This is a genomic window from Cardiobacterium valvarum, from assembly GCF_900460955.1.
GTDB classification, from domain to species: domain Bacteria; phylum Pseudomonadota; class Gammaproteobacteria; order Cardiobacteriales; family Cardiobacteriaceae; genus Cardiobacterium; species Cardiobacterium valvarum.
Genome location: NZ_UFUW01000001.1, coordinates 2,131,686 through 2,152,500 on the forward strand (window position 1 = coordinate 2,131,686; position 20,815 = coordinate 2,152,500).

6 protein-coding genes, 2 rRNA genes and 1 pseudogene are annotated in these 20,815 nt (G+C 56.0%); all 9 read right to left on the reverse strand.

Annotated elements, in window-relative coordinates:
* Positions 1 to 40 precede the first annotated feature (40 nt).
* The 9 genes and pseudogenes from DY250_RS10435 to DY250_RS10470 all read right to left on the reverse strand — a co-directional run bounded on the left by DY250_RS10435 (position 41) and on the right by DY250_RS10470 (position 20,551).
* The gene (locus DY250_RS10435) at positions 41 to 607 is read right to left on the reverse strand and encodes an ankyrin repeat domain-containing protein (protein ID WP_115612235.1); all 567 of its coding nucleotides are present in this window, start codon (positions 605 to 607) and stop codon (positions 41 to 43) included.
* A gap of 145 nt (positions 608 to 752) precedes the next feature.
* On the reverse strand, positions 753 to 1,316 hold the full coding sequence (locus DY250_RS10440; RefSeq protein WP_115612236.1) for an ankyrin repeat domain-containing protein: 564 nt from the start codon (positions 1,314 to 1,316) through the stop codon (positions 753 to 755).
* Between the two features lie 3 nt (positions 1,317 to 1,319).
* Positions 1,320 to 2,378: a polymorphic toxin-type HINT domain-containing protein gene (locus tag DY250_RS10445; RefSeq protein WP_115612237.1), complete on the reverse strand. Its 1,059-nt coding sequence runs from the start codon at positions 2,376 to 2,378 to the stop codon at positions 1,320 to 1,322.
* On the reverse strand, positions 2,357 to 2,782 hold the full coding sequence (locus DY250_RS13785) for a hypothetical protein (RefSeq protein ID WP_143312278.1): 426 nt from the start codon (positions 2,780 to 2,782) through the stop codon (positions 2,357 to 2,359). Before DY250_RS13785 ends, DY250_RS10445 begins: the two co-directional genes overlap by 22 nt.
* Positions 2,772 to 14,858 carry a two-partner secretion domain-containing protein gene (locus tag DY250_RS10450; RefSeq protein ID WP_115612238.1) on the reverse strand — a complete coding sequence of 4,029 codons (12,087 nt, stop codon included), beginning with the start codon at positions 14,856 to 14,858 and terminating at the stop codon, positions 2,772 to 2,774. Before DY250_RS10450 ends, DY250_RS13785 begins: the two co-directional genes overlap by 11 nt.
* A gap of 19 nt (positions 14,859 to 14,877) precedes the next feature.
* Positions 14,878 to 16,641 carry a ShlB/FhaC/HecB family hemolysin secretion/activation protein gene (locus tag DY250_RS10455; RefSeq protein WP_115612239.1) on the reverse strand — a complete coding sequence of 588 codons (1,764 nt, stop codon included), beginning with the start codon at positions 16,639 to 16,641 and terminating at the stop codon, positions 14,878 to 14,880.
* 102 nt (positions 16,642 to 16,743) lie between these two features.
* A pseudogene (locus DY250_RS10460) lies at positions 16,744 to 17,396 on the reverse strand (IS1595 family transposase).
* An 80-nt stretch (positions 17,397 to 17,476) separates the two neighbouring features.
* Positions 17,477 to 17,592: ribosomal RNA gene (gene rrf / locus DY250_RS10465) — 5S ribosomal RNA — on the reverse strand.
* A gap of 100 nt (positions 17,593 to 17,692) precedes the next feature.
* Positions 17,693 to 20,551 (reverse strand): 23S ribosomal RNA (locus DY250_RS10470).
* Positions 20,552 to 20,815: the final 264 nt, after the last annotated feature.

The window sequence follows — 20,815 nt, forward strand, 5'->3', positions numbered from 1 at the left end:
TCTATAAAGAAAATATCCAGGATGGGCATTAACAAATATTCTATGGTTCACTTTCATTATTTGTCGAGTTGATTTGTACGGTCTTATCATATTTCTCCATTAATGCGATAACTTCCGGGAAGTGTGGTATATCACTGCCATACTTTTTTAATCCTTCCAATAAACCATGTTGTCCATTGAAATAATTTACGTCACCGCCTTTATCTAGCATCAGTTTTAATAGTCCTAGCTGTTCGGGCATCCCTCCTATACAGGCTAAAGGTGTTACGTTTTCTATATTGGGAATATTAGGATCAGCTCCGGCTTCTAATAAGGCTGTTGCGGCTGCCACGTTTTTACTGCGCATTGCGTAATGTAGAGGGGTCATGCCATATCGGTCTTGTGCATTAACATCCAGTCCTTGTTGAATCAAATATTCAACAGTTTTTTTAGGCGGCACATCTGGCTCAAAACCTAGCAAAACCTTATGTAGCCATGACCATTTATCAGATTCTGTAACTTTGCGTATATCTATATTATTCTCTGAGATTATTCTTTCAGCCTCATAAAGGTCAGCTCTCTTAAAAGCTCTAAGAAGGCTTACGCCTATTTCCAGTTCCTTATCCATAAATTACCTCTCTTTTTTTATAAAAGCCTGCATTTTATCAACTATATCTCTAATTCCACTATTTCCTGGTTTCTCATCAAGATGTCCACGGTTTCGTAGTGCATTTTATAAAAGAAAACATTCAGGATGGGCATTAATAAATATTCTATGGTTCACTTTTATTATCTGTCGAGTTGATTTGTGCGGTCTTATCATATTTCTCCATTAATGCGATAACTTCTGGGAAGTGCGGTATTTCACTGCCATATTTTTTCAATCCTTCCAATATGCCATGTTGTCCATTAAAATAATTTACGTTACCGCCTTTATCTAGCATCAGTTTTAATAGTCCTAGCTGTTCGGGCATCCCCCCTATACAGGCTAAAGGTGTTACGTTTTCTATATTGGGAATATTAGGATCAGCTCCGGCTTCTAATAAGGCTGTTGCGGCTGCTACATTCTTACTGCGCATTGCGTAATGTAGGGGGGTCATGCCATAGCGATCTTGTGCATTAACATCAAGGCCATGCCTTATTAAATATTCAATACTTTCTCGGGGAGGTTTTTGAGAATCAAATCCTAATAAAGCTTTATGTAACCATGACCATTTATCATTTTCTGTGATTTTATTTATATCTGCATCAACAGCGAATAATTTATCAAGCGCTGCAAAATCAGCTTCGTCAAGTGCATCAAGAATTTGAATGCCAATTACAATGCTTTTTTCCATATATCACCTATTCTGTTTTATGAATTTCTTCATATCTCTTACAATTTTTTCAATTTCATCTATCCCTGGTTTTTCATCAAAATGCCCACGGTTTCGTGGCGCATTCTCTAAACGAAAATACTCAGGATGGGAATTAACAAACTTGTTGAACTCTTGTTGCGTCAGCCCAACTTCTTCTGCTGCCAATGCCAGGCGTCTGTGCTCAAGCCCGTAGCCATGACCTATATCGATAGGTGCTTCAATGAGCTTGTTGTTTTTTATATCCCAATAATCACCATTTGGAAGGGGTTTATAATTCTTATATATCTCTTCCTGAGTTTTGGCATTGAGTTTGGGTCGATCATAACCAGTATATTGACGTGGGTTATTGGGATCTACAATAAACTGGCCTTTATCGTTTTTAGCTTGCTTCCCCACCGAGTGATAGAGATCAGGTTTGTTTGCATTTGCGATAACCGCTCTGCCGTTATCAATATTGACCTCGTAGTATTTTGCTTCTTTGCCACCCGGTGTCCATTTATCGTTTTTGACGACCATCACGGTTCTGTTGCGGTCAGTAAAGCGATAGACCTCTTGTCCGCCAACTTTGTCCATGGTGGCATTGGCAGGCAGCTGGTTCCAACAGTCTTTGTTGTGCACCCAGATACCACGATCGCCTTGCAAGCCGCGAATGAAGTAGGTGTGGTCAGTATCGACTTCGAGGTTGTAGCTGTTGAGCGGCTCTTTTTTGACGGTAACGCTGACCACGGTTTGCCAGTGGTTGTGATCATCCAGCAGTTTGTGGCCTGCTTCAAGGTCGGCGGCGTTGACCCAGTAGGCGTTTTTAATGTCGCCGTGGTAGGGCTTGCCTGCCGATGGTGCGGGCGGGGTCGGGTCGTCGCCGTATTGGGCAAAGTACGGGTGTTTGCTGTCTGAAACGATGGTTTGCTGTTTGCCGTTTTGATCGGCAACGACGCAGCATCTTTTGCTATTGTGCCAGCTTGGCCAGCACAAGCATGTTTTGAACTCTAATAAATTCAACCTAGCATCTCTATCTATCTTTATAAAGAGTTTACTATACATTTGAATTTTGTAAAAAAGTTATTGATGGCATCCATGTTTTTATTATCCCATTCTTTGCCATTATTATTTTTTACAAGAGCATTATTAATATAATACAATGAAAGTTCAATGCTTTTTAAATCTTTTTTATCATTGGAAAGTACGTAATCAATAATTTTTAACATCTCATGAGGTGGCATTATTTTTAAAAAAGATGTGAAAGGAATGTCGCTTGCAAATGGTAGTTTTGCAAAATAATATTCAGCAAGTTTTCTTCTATATTTCTTTTTCCAAGATAGATGTGGGATTAAATAAAAAACCATATAATACTTATCTGAATCTAAAGGGTAATTTTTTATTAGCCATTCCATCGCCTGTTCATTTGACAGACTGCGTAAATAAAGTAACGTCATTTTATTTTCCATATACACCATTCTCTTTGTATAGATTTAATGGTAGCCCAGCATTATGCCTAGCTTCAAAAGATGGTGTGTAGTGGCCAGAATTAGAATTCCAATATGAGATATTACCACGTTGAGGACCAGCATTATTGAAGAATCTAATTTCCCCAGCATACCTTACCTCGCCACCTCTACTTAATCCTAAATGCGTTGAGAATCCTGTATTTACATTAGGCCTTGCAACTATTATACGTCCATCTGGCAACGTAACGTAGTTATAGGATCCAGAAGGCGTAATCATTCTTCCATTTGGGCTTTTGAGCCAAAATCTCCCATTTTTATCTTTAATCAACTCTCTTGGAACATGCTGTAGAACTACCGGATCCTCAGGATAATTATTTTTAAATGTATCAATGTTATTATTTAGAGGTTTCGCCTTTTTAAGCAAAGAAATGGTATGAATAGCCTTTAAAGGGTCTTCACTAGTAATACTAGCGTATATTTTTCTACCTACATCTGGTCCAGGAATGCCATCAGTTAGGGATTTTACTGCATCTGTACGTAGCCTAAAATCTTCCAGTTCTTCTTTACTGCGACTTTGATCTTGTAGTTTGCTCTCTATAGCATGAACTCTCGCACTATGAATATAGTTATTCTTTTCAATGCCTGCTGGTGTCCAACTGTGGCTGTTATATGTGTAAGGCGAAGTCTCTAACCAACCTGCGTTGCCAAGTTTTCCATTCGCTTTATCTCCTTCACCTGCACCATGCATCATTTTTTCTGCATAAGAGAGTATGTAGGTATCTAAAAGTTGATCTCGTGTCAGTTCTCCCCGCATATAAACGTTATGAACTATTTTTGAGGAACGCTCGTCTGCCTCCTTCATTTGCTGGATTATGGCATCCCGCTCTTCTACGGTTTGGGCTTGATTAAAGGCTTGCTGGTAAGGTTCAACATCTTCTACGCCTGCTTTGTAGAGTATGTTGTGTACAGCGAATTCTTTTTCGTTCAGATGTTTTACACCATAGGGATTTGTAAGTTGGTTATTTTCCACCGCATTCTCCGCCGCACTGCCGGCGTTGGCGGCATTGACCGCGTTGCCACCCGCACCGCCAACTGCCGTGCCAAAGAGGGCTGCTGCCGCTTTCAGGTTCGCTTTCTGCACCGCCGTCAGTTTGTCCGGGTCGCTGGTGCCGTACAGGCGTTGCGCCAGCTGCGGTATGGCGATTTCTGCCGCCCCCGCCGCCGTGCCGCTCAGCAGCGCATCGCCGCCGTTGCCGCCGTTGGCCAGGGCGTTGAATGCGCCCAGGGCAAAGTGCCCGCCCACGTGCGCGAAGCTGCCCGGGGTGGTGTTTTCTTTGAGCCACTGCGCCGCGTAGGGCTGGACAAAGCCCATCATCGCTCCGGTGGCACCGCCGCCCGGCGCGGTAATGGCGCGCAGGCCGCCATCGATGAGCCGTTTGCTGCTGTGGATGTCGTTCGCGCGCCGCTGGTACTCGTTTTCGCTGATGGTGCCGGCTTCCCGCTGGGCTTGCAGTTGTTCCAGTTCTTTGTCTTTTTTCTGCAGGATTTGCTGGCGGGTTTGGTCCACTTCGCGCTTGACCCGCGCTTCTTCCGCCATATCGTGCAGTTTGTCCTGTCCGATCAGGTTGCTCCGGGTTGCCCCGCCTGCGCCGGGCGCGCTGTCTGTCCAGATGTCACGCTGCGCCTGCGCGATGGTTTCTTCCACGCTGTGTCCGGTCTTCGCCTGTTGTTGTGCGGCGTCGCGGATGGTGATGTTGGTTGTACCGATCGCGGCATAGGTGGTGCCACGCTGGTTGTCGTGGTGCAGGGTGGCGCCCCGGCTGCTGTTCAGGATGCCCGGCTGCCATTCGCCGGTTTTTTCGTCCTGCTCTTTGCTGTAGCCCGCATTGGCCGCGATCGCAAAGCCTTTGCTGCTGCTGTGGTTTTCGATGTTTTCCAGGTACAGGGTGTCGGTCACGAAGCGGTTGTAGCCGTTTTGTTCTGCACTTTTGTCTGAGGTGATGATGCCACCCAGCAGGCGGGCTTCGCCTTTGTTTTCGATGTCGAAGCCGTCTGCGCCCGCATAGAAGCCGCTTTGGCCGCTCAGATGGGCATGGCGCGCGTTGTAGGCGGCGTCACTGGCGTGGATGTTGCTGGCAAGGTCACGGCTGCGTGTGTCGCTGCCGGTGAGGCCGTCTGCCGCGTCGCGGCCACCGCTGGTGGCGTTGACGGTTTTGTAGTCGCCTTCCAGGCGGCTGTAGTTAGCGTCAACACTGCCGCTCACGAAGCCATAGCCGACGGTAATGTCTGCGCCGAGGCTATATTGCATGCCGCGTTCGCGCCCCGTGCCCTGCGGGCTGATGATGGTCAGGTCTTCGGTGCGCGCCCGGATGCTGCGGCCAAAGACTTGGCCGCCGTGCAGGGTGGTTTTGCCTTCGCCCAGGTCGGTGTGCCCCGTCAGGCTGCCAACGCGGCTCAGGCGGTGCAGGCCTTCTGTCCCTTCGTAGTAGCCGCCGGCGATGGCACCGCCGGCGTTAACGCCGATGGTGTTTCTGTCAAAGGCTATGCCGCCATGCGCTTCCCAGGAGCGGTTGTCGTTGCGCAGGTGCTGGTTGGTCAGCACTGACTGGAAGGTTTTTTTGCCTTCGACGTCAAAGATAGTACGTTCGCCACCGCCGATGTCCGAGCCGGTGTTGGTGTAGGTGCTGTTTCCTCCGCCACCCCGCACTTGCATGTAGACGGTGCCGTCGGCGGTGGTTTGTGCCGCCTGCACGCCCTGCCAGTCGCTCTTGGTCTCGCTTTTGCTTTTGCTCACGCCGTAGGTGATGGCGATTTTGGTGTTGCCACCGCCGCCACCCGCACCACCTTTTCCGCCCTGCTGGAACTGCATCATGCTTTGTTGCAGGTTGTAGGCGGCAAGTCCCGCCGCCATCGCTTTGACGCGGCTGTTGCCGGTGTGGCTCAGGGTGTACAGGTTGCTCGCCGTGGCGTTGATGTTATCCGCCGCACCCCCGATCAGGCCGATTTTCAGGCCACGGCTCTGGAAGCGGTTTTCCTGTTCGTTGTGATGGTCGGCAACCAGCGCTGTCTCCGCCGCGCTTTTTGCGCGGATGATGACGTTGCCCGCGTGCTTCCGTTTGGCCCAGTAGGCATCGCGCTCGGCGTCCGTCATTGCCGCCAGTTCGGCTTTGCTCGCCACCGGGCCGAGGTTTTCTTTGCGCGAGGCGTGGATGATGCTGCCGTTGTTCTGGTAGTGGTTGTCCGCTTCGATGGTGACGTTGCCGTCCAGGGCGCCAACCAGGCTGGGCGCGTAGTGTTTGCCGTGGCCCTTGTTGCGGTTATCCCATTCGCGGCGACCTATTTCCACACTGAGCGGGTTTTGCAGGGAGTAGAAGAGGCCGCTCTTGCGCTGGTAGCTGCGGGTGGCGGTGCGGTAGGTTTCTTCTGCCGCGCTCACGGTGACGTCGTGCCCGGCTTTGAGCAGGGTGCCTTTGTCCGAGACGGCGTAGATGCCGCTGAGGTTCACATTGGCGTTGCTGTTCTGTTTGGTGTGGTTTTCCGGGTCGTAACCGGCGACGATGGCGACCCGCTTGCCGCTGATCAGGCCGGGGATGGCGCTCTTGCCGTGTTCTTCGCGGTAGGTCTCGTTTTCTTTGCGGCCGGTGAGGCGGTGGTCTTTGTGGTTCCGGCTGCTGATGTGGTCGCGTTCTTCCCAGCCGTTATGCAGGTCGACGCCATCACGGCCGTAGATGGCCACGGTGCCGTTATCGCTGTTGATCTGCATGCCCCGGCCGTGGACTTTGCCTTCCCGGGCGTGGATGAGGATGTCGCCTTTGCCCTGGATGCGGCTGCCGTACTCGGTTGCGGCCCGCTCGCTCAGGTACTCGCGCCCCGGCGCGCCAAGGCGGCTTTGTCCGCCGCTGTTCTGGGTGAAGCGGTTCTCCAGGCTGCGCACGTCAAAGTGGACGTGTTTGCCGCTGAGGATGCTCTGGCTGCCGCTGTTGCGGTTCTCGATGTCGCCGGTGCGGCTTTCGATGTTCTCGCCGGCGTAGAGGCGCAGGTAGCCCTGGCTGTTGTCTTCTTCGCCGTTTCCGCCGTCGAGGATGATGCGGCCGCGGCGGTTGATGTTTTCTTTGCGCCAGGCACTGTTGGCACTGCTGCCGCCCGCGCTGCTGGTGGTGCTGTCGTTGATGATGTCGCCGCCGCTTTTGAGGTTGAGGATGCGGCGGGCGCGGATTTCTCCGCCGGTGTTGTCAATGGCGCTGTCGCTCTCGAGTAGCAGGTCGCGCGCGCTGAGGGTGCCGCCGCGGTTGTCGGCTTTGGCGACTTGCAGGGTGTTGCTTTGTCGTGCGTTGAAGATGGCATGGTTGTCGAGGTTGCCGGCACGGCCTGCGATGTGTTCGCCGCTGATCAGGGTGCGGCGGCCATCCACGTCGCCCTGGCGTTTTTTGCTGTAGAGCTGCGGCACGCTGACGTCGTGCCAGCGGCCATCGGCGCCGCGTACGCGGGTGTTGACCATGAGCAGGGCGTCGCCGGTGAGTTCGGCCATTTGCGCGGCGCTCAATGCTACGCCTGGTTTGAGGCCGAAGCGGGCGCGGATTTTTTCGCCGCTCGCCAGCAGTGCTTTGTAGCGCCCGATTTCGTCGCCTTCGCCTGGCAGTTGCAGGCGTCCGGTTTGCAGGGCGAGCTGGCGGCGCACGAGTTCGAGGTTGGCGTAGAGATCGCCAATGGGTTTGTGCAGGTCGTGCGGATCCAGGCCCGGCGGCAGCCAGGGTTCCAGTGCGGCGATTTTGTTTTGGTCCACGCCGAACCTGACGCCGTTTTGCGGCGCATCTTGCGGGTTGATATCGGCCAGGCGGCCTTCGATGCGGTTCAGCCGTGCTTTGAGGCGGTCGGCAAGGTTGGCTTCAACCAGCGCCAGCGCTTCTTTGCCGTTGCGCGCCCGGGCCTGCGGTGTGCTGCGGTCTGCCTGCGCCACGGCGGGGGGTTGTGTGCCGCCTTGCGGGGCGGCCGGTTTGCGGTAGGCGGGGATGTCTGCCGTGACGCCGCCGATGTAGTCCGGGTCGGTACGCAGCAGGGGGTCGCGCCCGTTGTCCGCGCTCTGGAAGAGTTGTCCGTCCGGCAGGAGCTGGTTAACGCCGGTGGTCACGTAGCCGCCGCTTTCGATGCGCTCGACCGGGCCGCTGCTCGCGGCAACGTCGCTGCCGGCGCTGTTGTCGTGCGCGATCAGTCCCGGTTCGCTGTGTGCGGCGGTTTTGACGATGTTCATTTTGCCGGTCTGGGGCGGGGTGGAGTCGTGGTATTCGCCTTTGGCGTAGGTTCTGCGTTTGTGTCCAATCCCCCATTTTCTTTTGGTATCAACGGTGTTTTCGTAGGTGCCGTTGTAGAAGGTTTGGGTGGTGCGCTCGGCATCCTGATTGTGGATGTCGCCGCCATTTTGGTAGGTAATGGCACCGCCGGCGATGACTTGTCCCTTGTCGTTGGTGATGGAGGTGGCATTCACGATGAGGTTGCCGCCGGCGAGGATGCGCCCCGGGGTGCTGTGCTGTACTTCGGTGGTTTCGGTGCGCACGTCGGCGGTGATTTCCTGGGTGCGGTTGATTTCTTTGATGCCGCCAACGGCGCCCGGGTCGCGGGCGATGTATTTGCGCTGTCCTTCTTTGAATTTGCTGCGCTCGTGCAGGCCGCGATTGGGGGCGTTATCGTCCAGGCTGCGCATGAACTGCTGCCCTTTTTTTTCTTCGACTTTGGTGTAGGTCTGGAAGTAGGGGTTGTCGTTTTTGACGCGCAGGCCGCGCAGTTCCATATTCCCCGCACTTTGTACGGTACCGCCGCCGTTATCCAGGCTTTGTCCTTTGAGCAGCATGCTGCCGTCGCTCTTGATCAGCGGTGCGGCGCCATTCGCGCTGCCGAGGCGGTTGTCGATGGTGCCGCCGTCCACTTCGAGGTGCCGCCGCGCCGCGATGACGGCGCCGTCGTGGTTTTTCAGGTAGGGGGTGATGAGGTCTACCCAGTCGCCGTAGAGGCGGCCGTGGTTGGCAAGGTGGTTGACGCGGATGCGGGTCGTGCCGCTGGTGTTGATGAGGCCGGTGTTGTTGAGGGTGCCGGCCGTCAGGTTGAGTTCTTGTCCGGCGAGCAGTTTGCCGCCGTTATGGATGTTCGCCGCGCGGATGTCCGCCACACCGCCAGCACCGATGGTGCCGCTTGTGCTGAGTTCACCCGCGACGTCGAGTTGCAGGTGGCGTCCGGCGGTGATGCTTTGTGAACCGCTGACGCTGCCGACGCGGACGGTCGCGCTATCGGCGCCGGAGACGGTGCCGCTGCCGTGCAGGCTGTCGGCGGTCAGCCCGGTTTGTCCGGCGAGGATTTGTCCGTCGTTGGCAATGGCGAGCCGGTCATGCAGCGCCGCAACGGTCAGTTTGCCCGGGCTGGAGAGGATGCCGCTGTTCACCAGGGTGTCCACTTTGACCTGGTAGTCCGCTTCGCCGTAGATGTGGCCGCTATTCTTGAGGTGCGGGGTGTTCAGGGTGAGGTGGCGGGCGATGATTTTGCCGCCGTTATGCAGGTAGTCCGGCAGGTTGAGGATGAGGTCCACCGCGCTGATGCGCCCGCCGCTGCTTTCCAGGTACGGGCTGTTCAGGGTGAGGGTCTTGCCCGAGAGGATGTTGCCGCTGTTTTTGATGCTTTCTTTGGCATTGACGGTGTAGCTGTGCTCACCGGCCAGGGTACCGCTGTTTTGCAGGCGTTCGGTTTCCAGGGTGAGGTTGGCACTTGCCAGGGTGCCGCTGTTGTGGATGTCCGGGGTGATGATGCGGGTGGTATCGGCATCAATCTGGCCGCTGTTGGTGAAGGTGCCGGGGTCGCTGGCCGTGCCGGCCACGTCGAGTTCTGCCAGGCGCATTTTGCCGTGGTTGGCGAGGTTGGGGGTGGTCACGCTGACCCGGCCGTTGCTGATAAAGCCGCCCTGGCTGGAGCCGATGCTGAGCTGTTTTCTGGCCTCGACTTTGCTTGCCGGCAGTGCCGGCGGGGGATTTTGCGGGGCGGGCGCGGGCGGGTTTTGCGCTGTCCGTGGGTTTTGTGGTTGTGCAGCCTGTCGTGCCCGGGCCACCGCCTCGCTCAGTTGGTGGGCGCGGTTGGGCAGGTTGATGTCGGTCTGGCCGATGATGCCGTGGTTGGTGATGGCGGGCGCGCTGATGGTGAGGGCGCTGTTGCCGCCGATGAAGACGGCGCCGTCGTTGTTGATGGTATCCGCCTGCCAGTCGATGTGGGTCGCGTCGATTTCGCCGCCGGCGTGATGGCTGATTTTTCCGGCGCGCAGGGTCTGTCCGGCGCCGCTGGCCAGCAGGCCGCTGTTTTCGATGTGTCTGGCGGTGATGGTTTGCGCCCCCTGGCTGAGCAGGGTGCCGTCGTTTTTGAGGTGTTCGCCGTTAAAGTCAAAGGTGCCGGCGGTGCGCAGGCTGCCGCCCGCGCCGTTTTCCAGGCGCGTCATGCGGAAGTTGAGGCTGGTTTTGCTGTCGATGTCGCCGTAGTTGCTGAGGGTTTTGAGTTTGTTCCAGTTGATGTGGTCAAAGCGCAGGATGGCACGGTTGGTGTAGTGCTCAATGTCCAGGTCGAGGCGCTGGCCGCTGAAGCGGCCGCCGATGTCGGTGTCTTTGCTGCGGATGACGGCATCGGTGGCGTCAATGTCGCCCGTGCTGCGCATTTTTTCGCCGTCTGCCAGCAGGCGGCTGGCGCGCAGGGTGCCGTCATTGTTGAGGCGCTTTGTGGTCGTGAGGTCCACCGCCCCGCCAGCCACGATGTTGCCGCTGTTTGTCAGGGTGGTGGCGGTGATGCTGCCGTTCGCACCGCTGCCCGTTGCAGGCGGTGTGGCGGGTGTTGCTGGGGGTCGTCCGCCTGGTGCGGGATGATCGGCCGCGCGGTTTTCGCCCAGGGTGGCGCCTTGGCGGTTGTCCAGTTCGGCGACGCGGATGTTGAAGCCGGCGCTGCCGGTCTGGCGGATGTCGCCCCGGTTGTCGAGCGTGTCGCTTTTAAGGTGCAGGCTGGCGGCTGTGACGAGTCCGGCGTTGTCGAGGCGCCGGCTGTTGATGTGCTGGCTGCCGCGCGCGGCGATGGTGCCGTGGTTGTCCAGTTTGCCGTCAATGTGCAGGGCGGTCGCCGCGCCCTGGATGGTGCCGTGGTTCGCCAGTAGCGGGACGTGCAGTTGCAGGGGCCCGCCCGCCGTTATTTGCCCGTACTGGCGGATGGCGCCGCTAACAGCCAGGCTGAGGCGTCCACGCGCCAGCAGTTGGCCTGTGCCCTGGTTGTCGAGGCGTTGCAGGTCGAGTTGCAGGTTGCCACCGCTGCCAAGCAGGCCGCTGTTTTCCAGGCTGCCGATGTTGCCCTGCAAGCTGCCGCCGCTTTGGATGCGGCCTCTGTTTTCCACGCGCTCGCTGTTGATGTCCAGTGTGCCGCTGCTGGCGATGAGGCTGTTCGCACCGTGGTTTTCGATGTGCGTGCTGTGCAGGCGGAAGTTGCTGTCGCTGTAGAGGGTGCCGCTGTTCTTGATGTTGTCGGTAAAGTTGAAGGTGGCAAAGTCGCCAGCGCTCAGGACGGCGCCTTCGCGGTTCGTCAGCGTTTTGCCGCTCAGTTCACCGCGTCGCGCACGGATTTTCCCGTAGTTATCGAGGGCGTCGCCGCTGTAATGGAAGGTGCCGAGCTGCATTTTGCCGTAGTTGACGAGCTGTTGCTGGTTAACGCTGAGGTCGGTTTGGCCCGCGCTCAGGATGGCTCCGCCGCTGTGGTTGTTAATGCCGGCCAGTTCGATGCTGCCGGAACCGCCGCTTGTGCCGCTGTTTGCCACACTATTGCCCGGGGCAGGGCCCGTGCCGTTACCGCTGCCCGTGGCGGGTTTGTCTGCCGGCAGCAGGCCGATGTTGCCCCGGTTGTCCAGTTGGCCGGTTTTGATGGCCAGGGTGCCGCCGCGCTGGCGGATGATGCCGTGGTTATCGAGTTGCCGGCCGCTAATGGCAAAGCGCGCCGCATCCAGCAGGCCGTGATTCGTCAGTTGCTGCTGTTCCAGGGTCAGGCGGCTATCCGCCGCAATCTGGCCGTGGTTGTTGAGGGTCATGCCGCGCAGGGTGACGGTTTGTCCCCGGATCAGTTCATGGTTGTCAAGACGTGCCACTTCACCCGTGATCAGGCCGGCGCTGAACAGCTGGCCGTGGTTGGTGAGTTGCGGCAGGGTGAAGCGCAGTTCGCGGGCCGCACCAATGCGGCCGTGGTTCGTCAGGCTGCCGCCGTCAATGTCGGTACGGCCACCGTAGATCAGGCCGCTGCTGCTGTTTGTGGTGTGAATGCCGCTGAGTTGCAGTTGTTCCGTGCCGATGAGGTTGCCGCTGTTCGTCAGGGTGCCGCCCGCATCGATGCCGAGGCGCTGCGCGCGGATGTCGCCCCGGTTGTCCACGTTGCCGCCCAGCTGCAGGCCGGCCGCGCCACCGATGTGGGCGCCCTGGTGGTTGGTGATTTGCGGGCTGTCGATACGGTAGTCGTGCCGGCCATAGATATGGCCGTGGTTGGTCACGCTCTGGTCGTAGCGGAATTCGTGATAGGTGCCGGCGATGAGGGTGCCGTAGTTGGTGAGCACGTCGCCGCTTAACCAGGCGTTATCGGCCTGCAGGTGGCCGTGGTTGTCAAGCAGGGTGCCGCGGCTCGCCAGTTCTTCTATCTGGATGTGCCCGGCATTATGGATTTTGGCGCCACCTTCCAGGCGCAGTTTGCCCGCCGCGCTGATGCGGCCGCTGTTGGTCAGGGTGCCGCTGACGCTGATGTGACCGTCGGCAGCAGTGGCACTCGTCGCACCACTGCTGCTGCCGTTTTTGCCGTCTGCCGGGCTTTTGCCGATGATGCCCGTTTGCCGGTTATCAAGGTTTTGTGCACGCATGGTCAGGGTGCCGCGTCCGGTCTGTTCGATCTGGCCGCTGTTGGTCAGGGTGCCGGCGTCAATGGCCAGTGCCCCGCCTTGCAGGCTGCCCCGGTTATTCAGTTGCTGGGTTTGCAGTTCCAGCACGTTCGCGGCAAAGAGGCGGCCGTCGTTGTTGAGGGTATCGCTTTTGACGCTGAGGGTTTTGCCGCTGCCGAAGCTCGAGCCTTCCGGGTTCTCGAAGTGCGGCACGGTGAAGCGCAGGTCATCACCGCTGTAAAAGGTGCCGTTTTTGTTGTTCAGTTTGCCCGTCAGGTCCAGGCGGCTGATATGCTCGGCGGCAAAGAGGCCGTTTTCGTTATCCAGGGTGTGCGCGCTGATGTCGGCCTTTTGGGTTTGCAGGCGTCCGTCACGGTTGTCCAGGGTCTCGCCACGATAGGTCAGGCTGTTGAGCGTCATGCTGCCGTGGTTGGCAAACTCGCCTTTCACATCCAGCGACACTCCGCCCGCCTGGCTGATGCTGCCTTCGTTGTTGATGCGGGTGTAGCGCAGGCGGCTGCCGCCCGTGCCGCCGCCGCTGTTATCCGTTGCCGCACCCGTTGCCGCGCCGCTTTTTTCGCCACCACGACCAACGTAGCCAAGGTTATGCCAGCTGGCCGTCGTAATCTGCATTTCGCCGCTGCCCGTACCGCTGATTTCACCCCGGTTGTACAGGCTGTCACCAGCAAGATCCAGCGCGCTGGCGCGCAGGCTGCCATCGTTCTCGAGGGTTTTGGTGTGGACGGTCAGGGTGTCCGCCGCGCTGATGCTGCCCCGGTTATCCAGACGGCGACCACTCAGTGCTGCGTTCCGGGTGCGGATATTTCCGCTGTTTTTATGGCTGCCCTCCGCCACGCGCAGGGTACCCGCATCAATGTCGCCGCTGTTGTTGAGGTCCCGCGCGGCGCTGAGGTTCACTTCGCCGCCGCTGGTGATTTGTCCGTTGTTGGCGAGCGTACCCTTGAGGCGGATATGTCCGTCTGCGCTTTTGCCGGTCGCGGCCTTGGCTTTTCCCGGGGTTTTGCCGTCTTGTACCGCGTCTTGTGCCGCGACGCGGTTGCGGTAGATGCCGCCGTGGTTATCCACGTTGCCGGCCGTGATGTTCAGGGTGCCGTTGCCCTGGCTGATTTTGCCGTGATTCGCCAGTGCTTGTGCATCCACTTGCAGGTTATCGCCCTGGATGCTGCCCCGGTTCTCCAGTTTGCCGTCTGCACTGATGCGCAGTTGTTGTGCCTGCACTACTCCGGCGTGGTTGACGCCGACGCCCCGGTCACTGCTGATGAGGCGGATGCTGCCGCCGTACATGCCGCCGAGGTGGCCGGTATCAATGGCAACGGGTGCGGCACTGCCGCCGCCGGTTTTTTGCACGTTGCCGTCGCTGTCAACACGGTTGGTACCGGTGATGATGTCCAGTTTCTTGTCACCGGCGCGCACCGGCCCGTCGATTTGCGCCGCCTTGGCGATGATGGCGGCGTAGTTGCTGTCGCGCACGTCCAGTCCGCCCGCGCCAACGGTGATACGGCCCTGCCCGACATTGACGCCACGGAAGGCGCCATCTTGCAGTTCGGGTTTGCCGCTCGTCAGCCAGGCTTTATCCGCGTTGATAAATCTGCCACCGTTGACGCTGATGCCCGCCGGGTTGGCAATGATGACGTCCGCCCGCTTGCCCGCCACTTCAAGGGTGCCGTGCAGGCGCGACGGGTCGCTGCTGTTGACCTGGTTGACGATCACGCTGGCGTCGCTCTTGAGCAGGTTGGGGTTGCCGCTGACCCAGCCGCCGATATGGGTCGGCGCGCCTTTGCGGCTGTTGTTGAGGATGGCACCTTCGCCGCCCACGTCGAAGCGTGTGTATTCGTTCACCGATACACCGGCCGCCGTTGGCGCCTGGATGTCTACCTGCGGCACGCCTTCGCTGCTCAGCAGCACTTGCGGCTGGTGTTCGCGCACGGCGTCGCTATCGGCGATGATCTCCGCCCCGGCCGGCAGGATGCCGAGGCTGCCCAGTACCAGCGCCACCCGCCAGCTCAGCGGTAACAGGCGCTGCCATGCGCCGCTACTCCCCTGGCTGCGGGTTTTGCCGACGTTTCGCGCCAGTTCACTGACGACAACGATGCGCCCCAGATTGCGGCTGTAAATGGTTTTGTAGCAGTTTTTGTTCATGGTGGTTGTCCTTGGTGGCTCAGTAGTTGTAGTTGATATTGAAACCGCCGACGATTTTGTCAGCGTTCATGGTATCCGGCTGGTGCAGCGGGGTACCTATAAAGATGTCATACTGCCAGGCGCCGCGCGCATCCCAGCGGCCTTTGAGGCCAAGTGCGCCGCCCAGCAGGGTTTTGCCGGGCAGGCGTGCGGTTGCAGGACCGCTGACGTGGCCGCCGTCCAGTGCCAGATAGACACCATGTTGTCCCCGGTAACGCCATTGCAGGTCGTTGCGCAGGTAAGCGCCTTTATCGCCGGAGAGGGTAATCTCGCCGTTGTAGCCGCGCACGTTGTAGCGTCCGCCTATGCTGAGGCGGTCCACCGGGGTCAGGCGGTCATCCGTCCATTGTCCGTGCAGGCGGCTGTTCCAGATAAAGGTTTGTTGGCCGAGGGTGAAGGGCTGCTGCCAGTTCACATCCCCCGTCCAGATGGCAAAGCGCGAGGTGCCTTCGCCCCAGGCAGTCTCGGGTGCCGGCAAGGAGGAAAAGGCACCCGTGCCTTTTTTGTAGTTAAGGCTGCTTTGCAGGTTGCCCGTACTCAAGTAGGCAGTGTGCGTGATGCCCGCCTGCCAGCCGCCCTGGCGGCGGCGCTGCACGGTAATCTCGGCATCATCCACGTAGCTTTTGCTGGTCTTCTGCCACACGCCCACGCTTGCCTCCACTTTATGCCGCGCATTACGGTACAGGGTCCGGCTCAGGTTGGCCTGTTCCTGGGTGCTCGTGCCCTGGTAGTGGTAGGTGCGGGTTTGTCCCGCCACAGCCTGGTCGTAGTAATAACGGTTCGCCCCCAGTTCCAGCGTCCAGTAGCCCAACGGCAGGCTGTAGTTGGCAGCATGGTTGTCGCTGCGCCCGCGCCCGCTGTGTCCGCTCCGGCTGCGCTGTTTTTTGCCGGGCAGCAGGTTACGGCTGTAGTTCAGCGCCAGGGTATCGCTCAAACGCAGGGGGTTATCCAGGGAGAGGCCCAGCGTACCCACGTATTTGCCGGTGGCTTTGCTGCCGCTGTCATCCACGGCAAAGTTGAAGCGCCACCAGCGCTGCTGTTGCCAGCGCACTTGCAGGTCGCTCTGCCCCATCTGCCCACCCGGCACGATGTCAATGCCTGCTTCCACGGTCGGCAGGCGGCGCAGGTTCTCCAGCCCCTGTTCGATATCGCGCAGGTTCAGCAATTCGCCACGGCGCACGGGAATAGTGCTGCGCAGACTGGGGGTGCGCCTGTTTATCGTATCAGGGGTGAGGCTTTTGTCGCCGGCGTAGCCCGGCAGGATAGTGAGGCGCAGGTTGCCGCTGTTCAGATCCTGGTCGGCAACCACAATGCGGCTGGTGACAAGCCCGGCATCAATCACGGCGTTTTGTACCGCCTCGCCCAGACGCTCAATATCCGCCGCGCTCAGGCAGGCCGCCCTGTCCGCGCGGCTGATGCTGTATTGCGCCTCCCCTGTCCGGCGCGGTTGCAGCGCTTGCCGGGAAAGCGCCTGCTTGAGGTAACGGCTGAAACGGGCCGCCCGTTCACCATCAAGGACAACGCGCTGTATCGGCAGGCAACGCGTTTGCGCCGCAGTATCGGAGTGAGAGGACGGGGTAGAGGACGCCCGCTCGCCCGGCGTAAAGCCGCGCGGGGCCTGGAAACGGTTGATTTCTGTCTGCCGGGCTTCAGCCTGTTGTTCCAGTTGGGCGGGAGATACCAGCTGTTGTTGCGCCGTAACAGGAATCGCGGCAAGCAGCAAGAAACAGGGCAGGTAGCGCATAGGCCTTCCTTGGATGATGGTCCATCCGTAGTTTGATTATATAAATCATATTATACCACCGTTTTGAACACCCTTAAAAAAAGGGGCTGTACTAGATTAGCCCTAAATTTCACACCAATCACGCAGCGTTTTTAGCTGCTGGGACGGCGTACCGAAGTTAAACCGAAATTCACATTCTTTCAAGAACAGCGGAAAAGATTTGCGGTCAATGCCGTTGTATTTGCGCAGTACACACTTCGCTTGGTTCCAAAAATTTTCAATGCCGTTGATATGATTCCGGCGCTCGGCAAACGCTTTGCAATGGTTGATGCGGTGATGGATAAGACCGCTCACATCCAGTTTGTCATAACTGCTCAGGCTGTCTGTATAAACAATACTGTCAGGCATGATTTTCTTCTTGATAACAGGTAGTAAGCTTTCAGATTCGGCATTATCTACCACAACTGTATAGACCCGTCCGTTGCGTTTCAGAATGCCGAAGACAACAACTTTTCCCGCCGCACCGCGACCACGTCTGCCCTTGCGACGTCCGCCGAAATAGCTTTCGTCCAATTCGACAGAACCATCAAAAACTTCATCGGCAGCCAAGGTCAAACGATGGCTGATAACCATACGAATTTTGCGGTAGAACAGGACTGCCGAATTGGGATGGATATCCAAAATATCGGCGGCGGAACGTGCAGTAACTTCTAGCACAAAAAACGGAGTAGTTCTTTCTGTACTTTTTTCTTTAATTTGCAGTGTGTTATCTTTATTTTCGGAGGGTAACATATCTGCTAATCTAGTACAGCCCCATAAAGAAAGCCTCCGCATTAGATACGGAGGCTTGATAAGACCCTGACAGTGTCCTACTCTAACATGGGGAAACCCCACACTACCATCGGCGATACTGCGTTTCACTTCTGAGTTCGGCATGGGTTCAGGTGGTACCACAGCTCTATGACCGTCAGGAAAACCGGTTACATTCAATTATTAAACCGTTCTCTCTTATCTAAATTAAGAGAGCCATCATCTAAAACTTATTGAGCACTAAAAATAACTTGAGCGTTGTATGATCAAGTCTCACGATCAATTAGTACTCCTTAGCTGCATATATTACTACACTTCCACATGGAGCCTATCAACGTCGTAGTCTACAACGGATCTTTAGGAGACTTACAGTCTCAGGGAGATCTTATCTTGGGAGGGGCTTCCCGCTTAGATGCTTTCAGCGGTTATCCCTTCCGAACATAGCTACCCGGCTGTGCCACTGGCGTGACAACCGGTACACCAGAGGTTCGTCCATTCCGGTCCTCTCGTACTAAGAACAGCTTCCCTCAAATCTCCAACGCCCACGGCAGATAGGGACCGAACTGTCTCACGACGTTCTGAACCCAGCTCGCGTACCACTTTAAATGGCGAACAGCCATACCCTTGGGACCTGCTACAGCCCCAGGATGTGATGAGCCGACATCGAGGTGCCAAACTCCTCCGTCGATATGGACTCTTGGGAGGAATCAGCCTGTTATCCCCGGAGTACCTTTTATCCGTTGAGCGATGGCCCTTCCATTCAGAACCACCGGATCACTAAGACCTACTTTCGTATCTGCTCGACTTGTATGTCTCGCAGTTAAGCGGGCTTCTGCCTTTGCACTCTTGGTGCGATTTCCGACCGCACCGAGCCCACCTTCGCACTCCTCCGTTACTCTTTGGGAGGAGACCGCCCCAGTCAAACTATCCACCAGACACTGTCTGCAACCCGGATCACGGGTTAGCGTTAGAACATCAAAACAAGCAGGGTGGTATTTCAAGGATGGCTCCACAGAAACCAGAGTCTCTGCTTCTTAGCCTCCCACCTATCCTATGCAACTTGTTTCAACGTTCAGTGTCAAGCTATAGTGAAGGTTCACGGGGTCTTTCCGTCTTGCCGCGGGTACACTGCATCTTCACAGCGATTTCAACTTCACTGAGTCTCGGGTAGAGACAGCGCCGCCATCGTTACGCCATTCGTGCAGGTCGGAACTTACCCGACAAGGAATTTCGCTACCTTAGGACCGTTATAGTTACGGCCGCCGTTTACCGGGGCTTCGATCAAGAGCTTGCACCCCATCAATTAACCTTCCGGCACCGGGCAGGCGTCACACCCTATACGTCCACTTGCGTGTTTGCAGAGTGCTGTGTTTTTGTTAAACAGTCGCAGCGGCCTATTCTCTGCGGCCTCCAACAGCTATTCACCATCAGAGGCATACCTTCTCCCGAAGTTACGGTATCATTTTGCCGAGTTCCTTTACCCGAGTTCTCTCAAGCACCTTGGAATTCTCTTCCTACCCACCTGTGTCGGTTTGGGGTACGGTTAATCATAATCTGAAGCTTAGAGGCTTTTCCTGGAAGCAGAGCATCAACCACTTCGTTTCCGTAGAAACTCGTCATCACGTTTCAGTCTTAAAAACCCGGATTTGCCTAAGTTTTCAACCTACGCGCTTAAACACACATCCAACAGTGTGCTGGCCTAGCTTTCTCCGTCCCCCCATCGCAATTATGATCAGTACAGGAATATTAACCTGTTTCCCATCAGCTACGCGTTTCCGCCTCACCTTAGGGGCCGACTCACCCTGCGCCGATTAGCGTTGCGCAGGAAACCTTGGGTTTTCGGTGTGCGGGTTTTTCACCCGCATTATCGTTACTCATGTCAGCATTCGCACTTGTGATACCTCCAGCATGCTTCTCAACACACCTTCATCAGCTTACACAACGCTCCCCTACCACTTGCATTTGCATGCAAATCCGCAGCTTCGGTAGACAGTTTAGCCCCGGTAAATCTTCCGCGCAGGACGACTCGACTAGTGAGCTATTACGCTTTCTTTAAAGGATGGCTGCTTCTAAGCCAACCTCCTAGCTGTCTAAGCCTTCCCACTTCGTTTCCCACTTAACTGTCATTTAGGGACCTTAGCTGGCGGTCTGGGTTGTTTCCCTTTTCACGACGGACGTTAGCACCCGCCGTGTGTCTCCTGTAGTAATACTTCACGGTATTCGGAGTTTGCATCGGGTTGGTAAGTCGGTATGACCCCCTAGCCGAAACAGTGCTCTACCCCCGTGAGTCAATCTACAAGGCACTACCTCAATAGTTTTCGGGGAGAACCAGCTATCTCCGAGCTTGTTTAGCCTTTCACTCCTATCCACAGGTCATCCCCGCATTTTTCAACATGCGTGGGTTCGGTCCTCCAGTTGATGTTACTCAACCTTCAACCTGCCCATGGATAGATCGCCCGGTTTCGGGTCTACATCCAGCGACTATTCGCCCTATTAAGACTCGCTTTCGCTACGGCTCCCCTATCCGGTTAACCTCGCCACTAAATGTAACTCGCTGACCCATTATACAAAAGGTACGCCATCACCGGTCTTCTCCGGCTCTGACTGCTTGTATGCACACGGTTTCAGGTTCTATTTCACTCCCTTCACCAGGGTTCTTTTCGCCTTTCCCTCACGGTACTGGTTCACTATCGGTCGACAACGAGTATTTAGCCTTGGAGGATGGTCCCCCCATATTCAGACAGGATTTCACGTGTCCCGCCCTACTCGATTCATTACGCATGGCTTTCGCATACCGGGCTATCACCTTCTATGGCCACCCTTTCCAGAGTGTTCTGCTAACTCATGCGCAACTTAATTGGGCTAATCCGCGTTCGCTCGCCGCTACTTGCGGAATCTCGGTTGATTTCTTTTCCTCGGGGTACTTAGATGTTTCAGTTCTCCCGGTTCGCTTTCATAACCTATGTATTCAGTCATGAATGACCCTAAGGTCGGGTTGCCCCATTCGGAGATCCCCGGATCACAGCTTGTTATCAGCTTCCCGGGGCTTTTCGCAGATTACCACGTCCTTCTTCGCCTGTTGTCGCCAAGGCATCCACCGTGTGCACTTATTCACTTGATCATACAACCTCAAGTTATCTCTAACTCTATGATTGCAATTTACTGTTCTCTTCTTTATCTACTACTCGTCTTAAGCAAAGAAATTTTACTATCCCCAATATGGATGTAGAACTTCTGCTTTAAACTAAATAGAGGAAAACATAAGTAACAACGTCTTGTTTTTCTCAGCTACTCAATTTAAGTTGATATAAATTGAATGTTTCCAGTTTTTAAAGATCATTATCACAATGATAATAAAAATATATACAATATTCTCCTATATTTA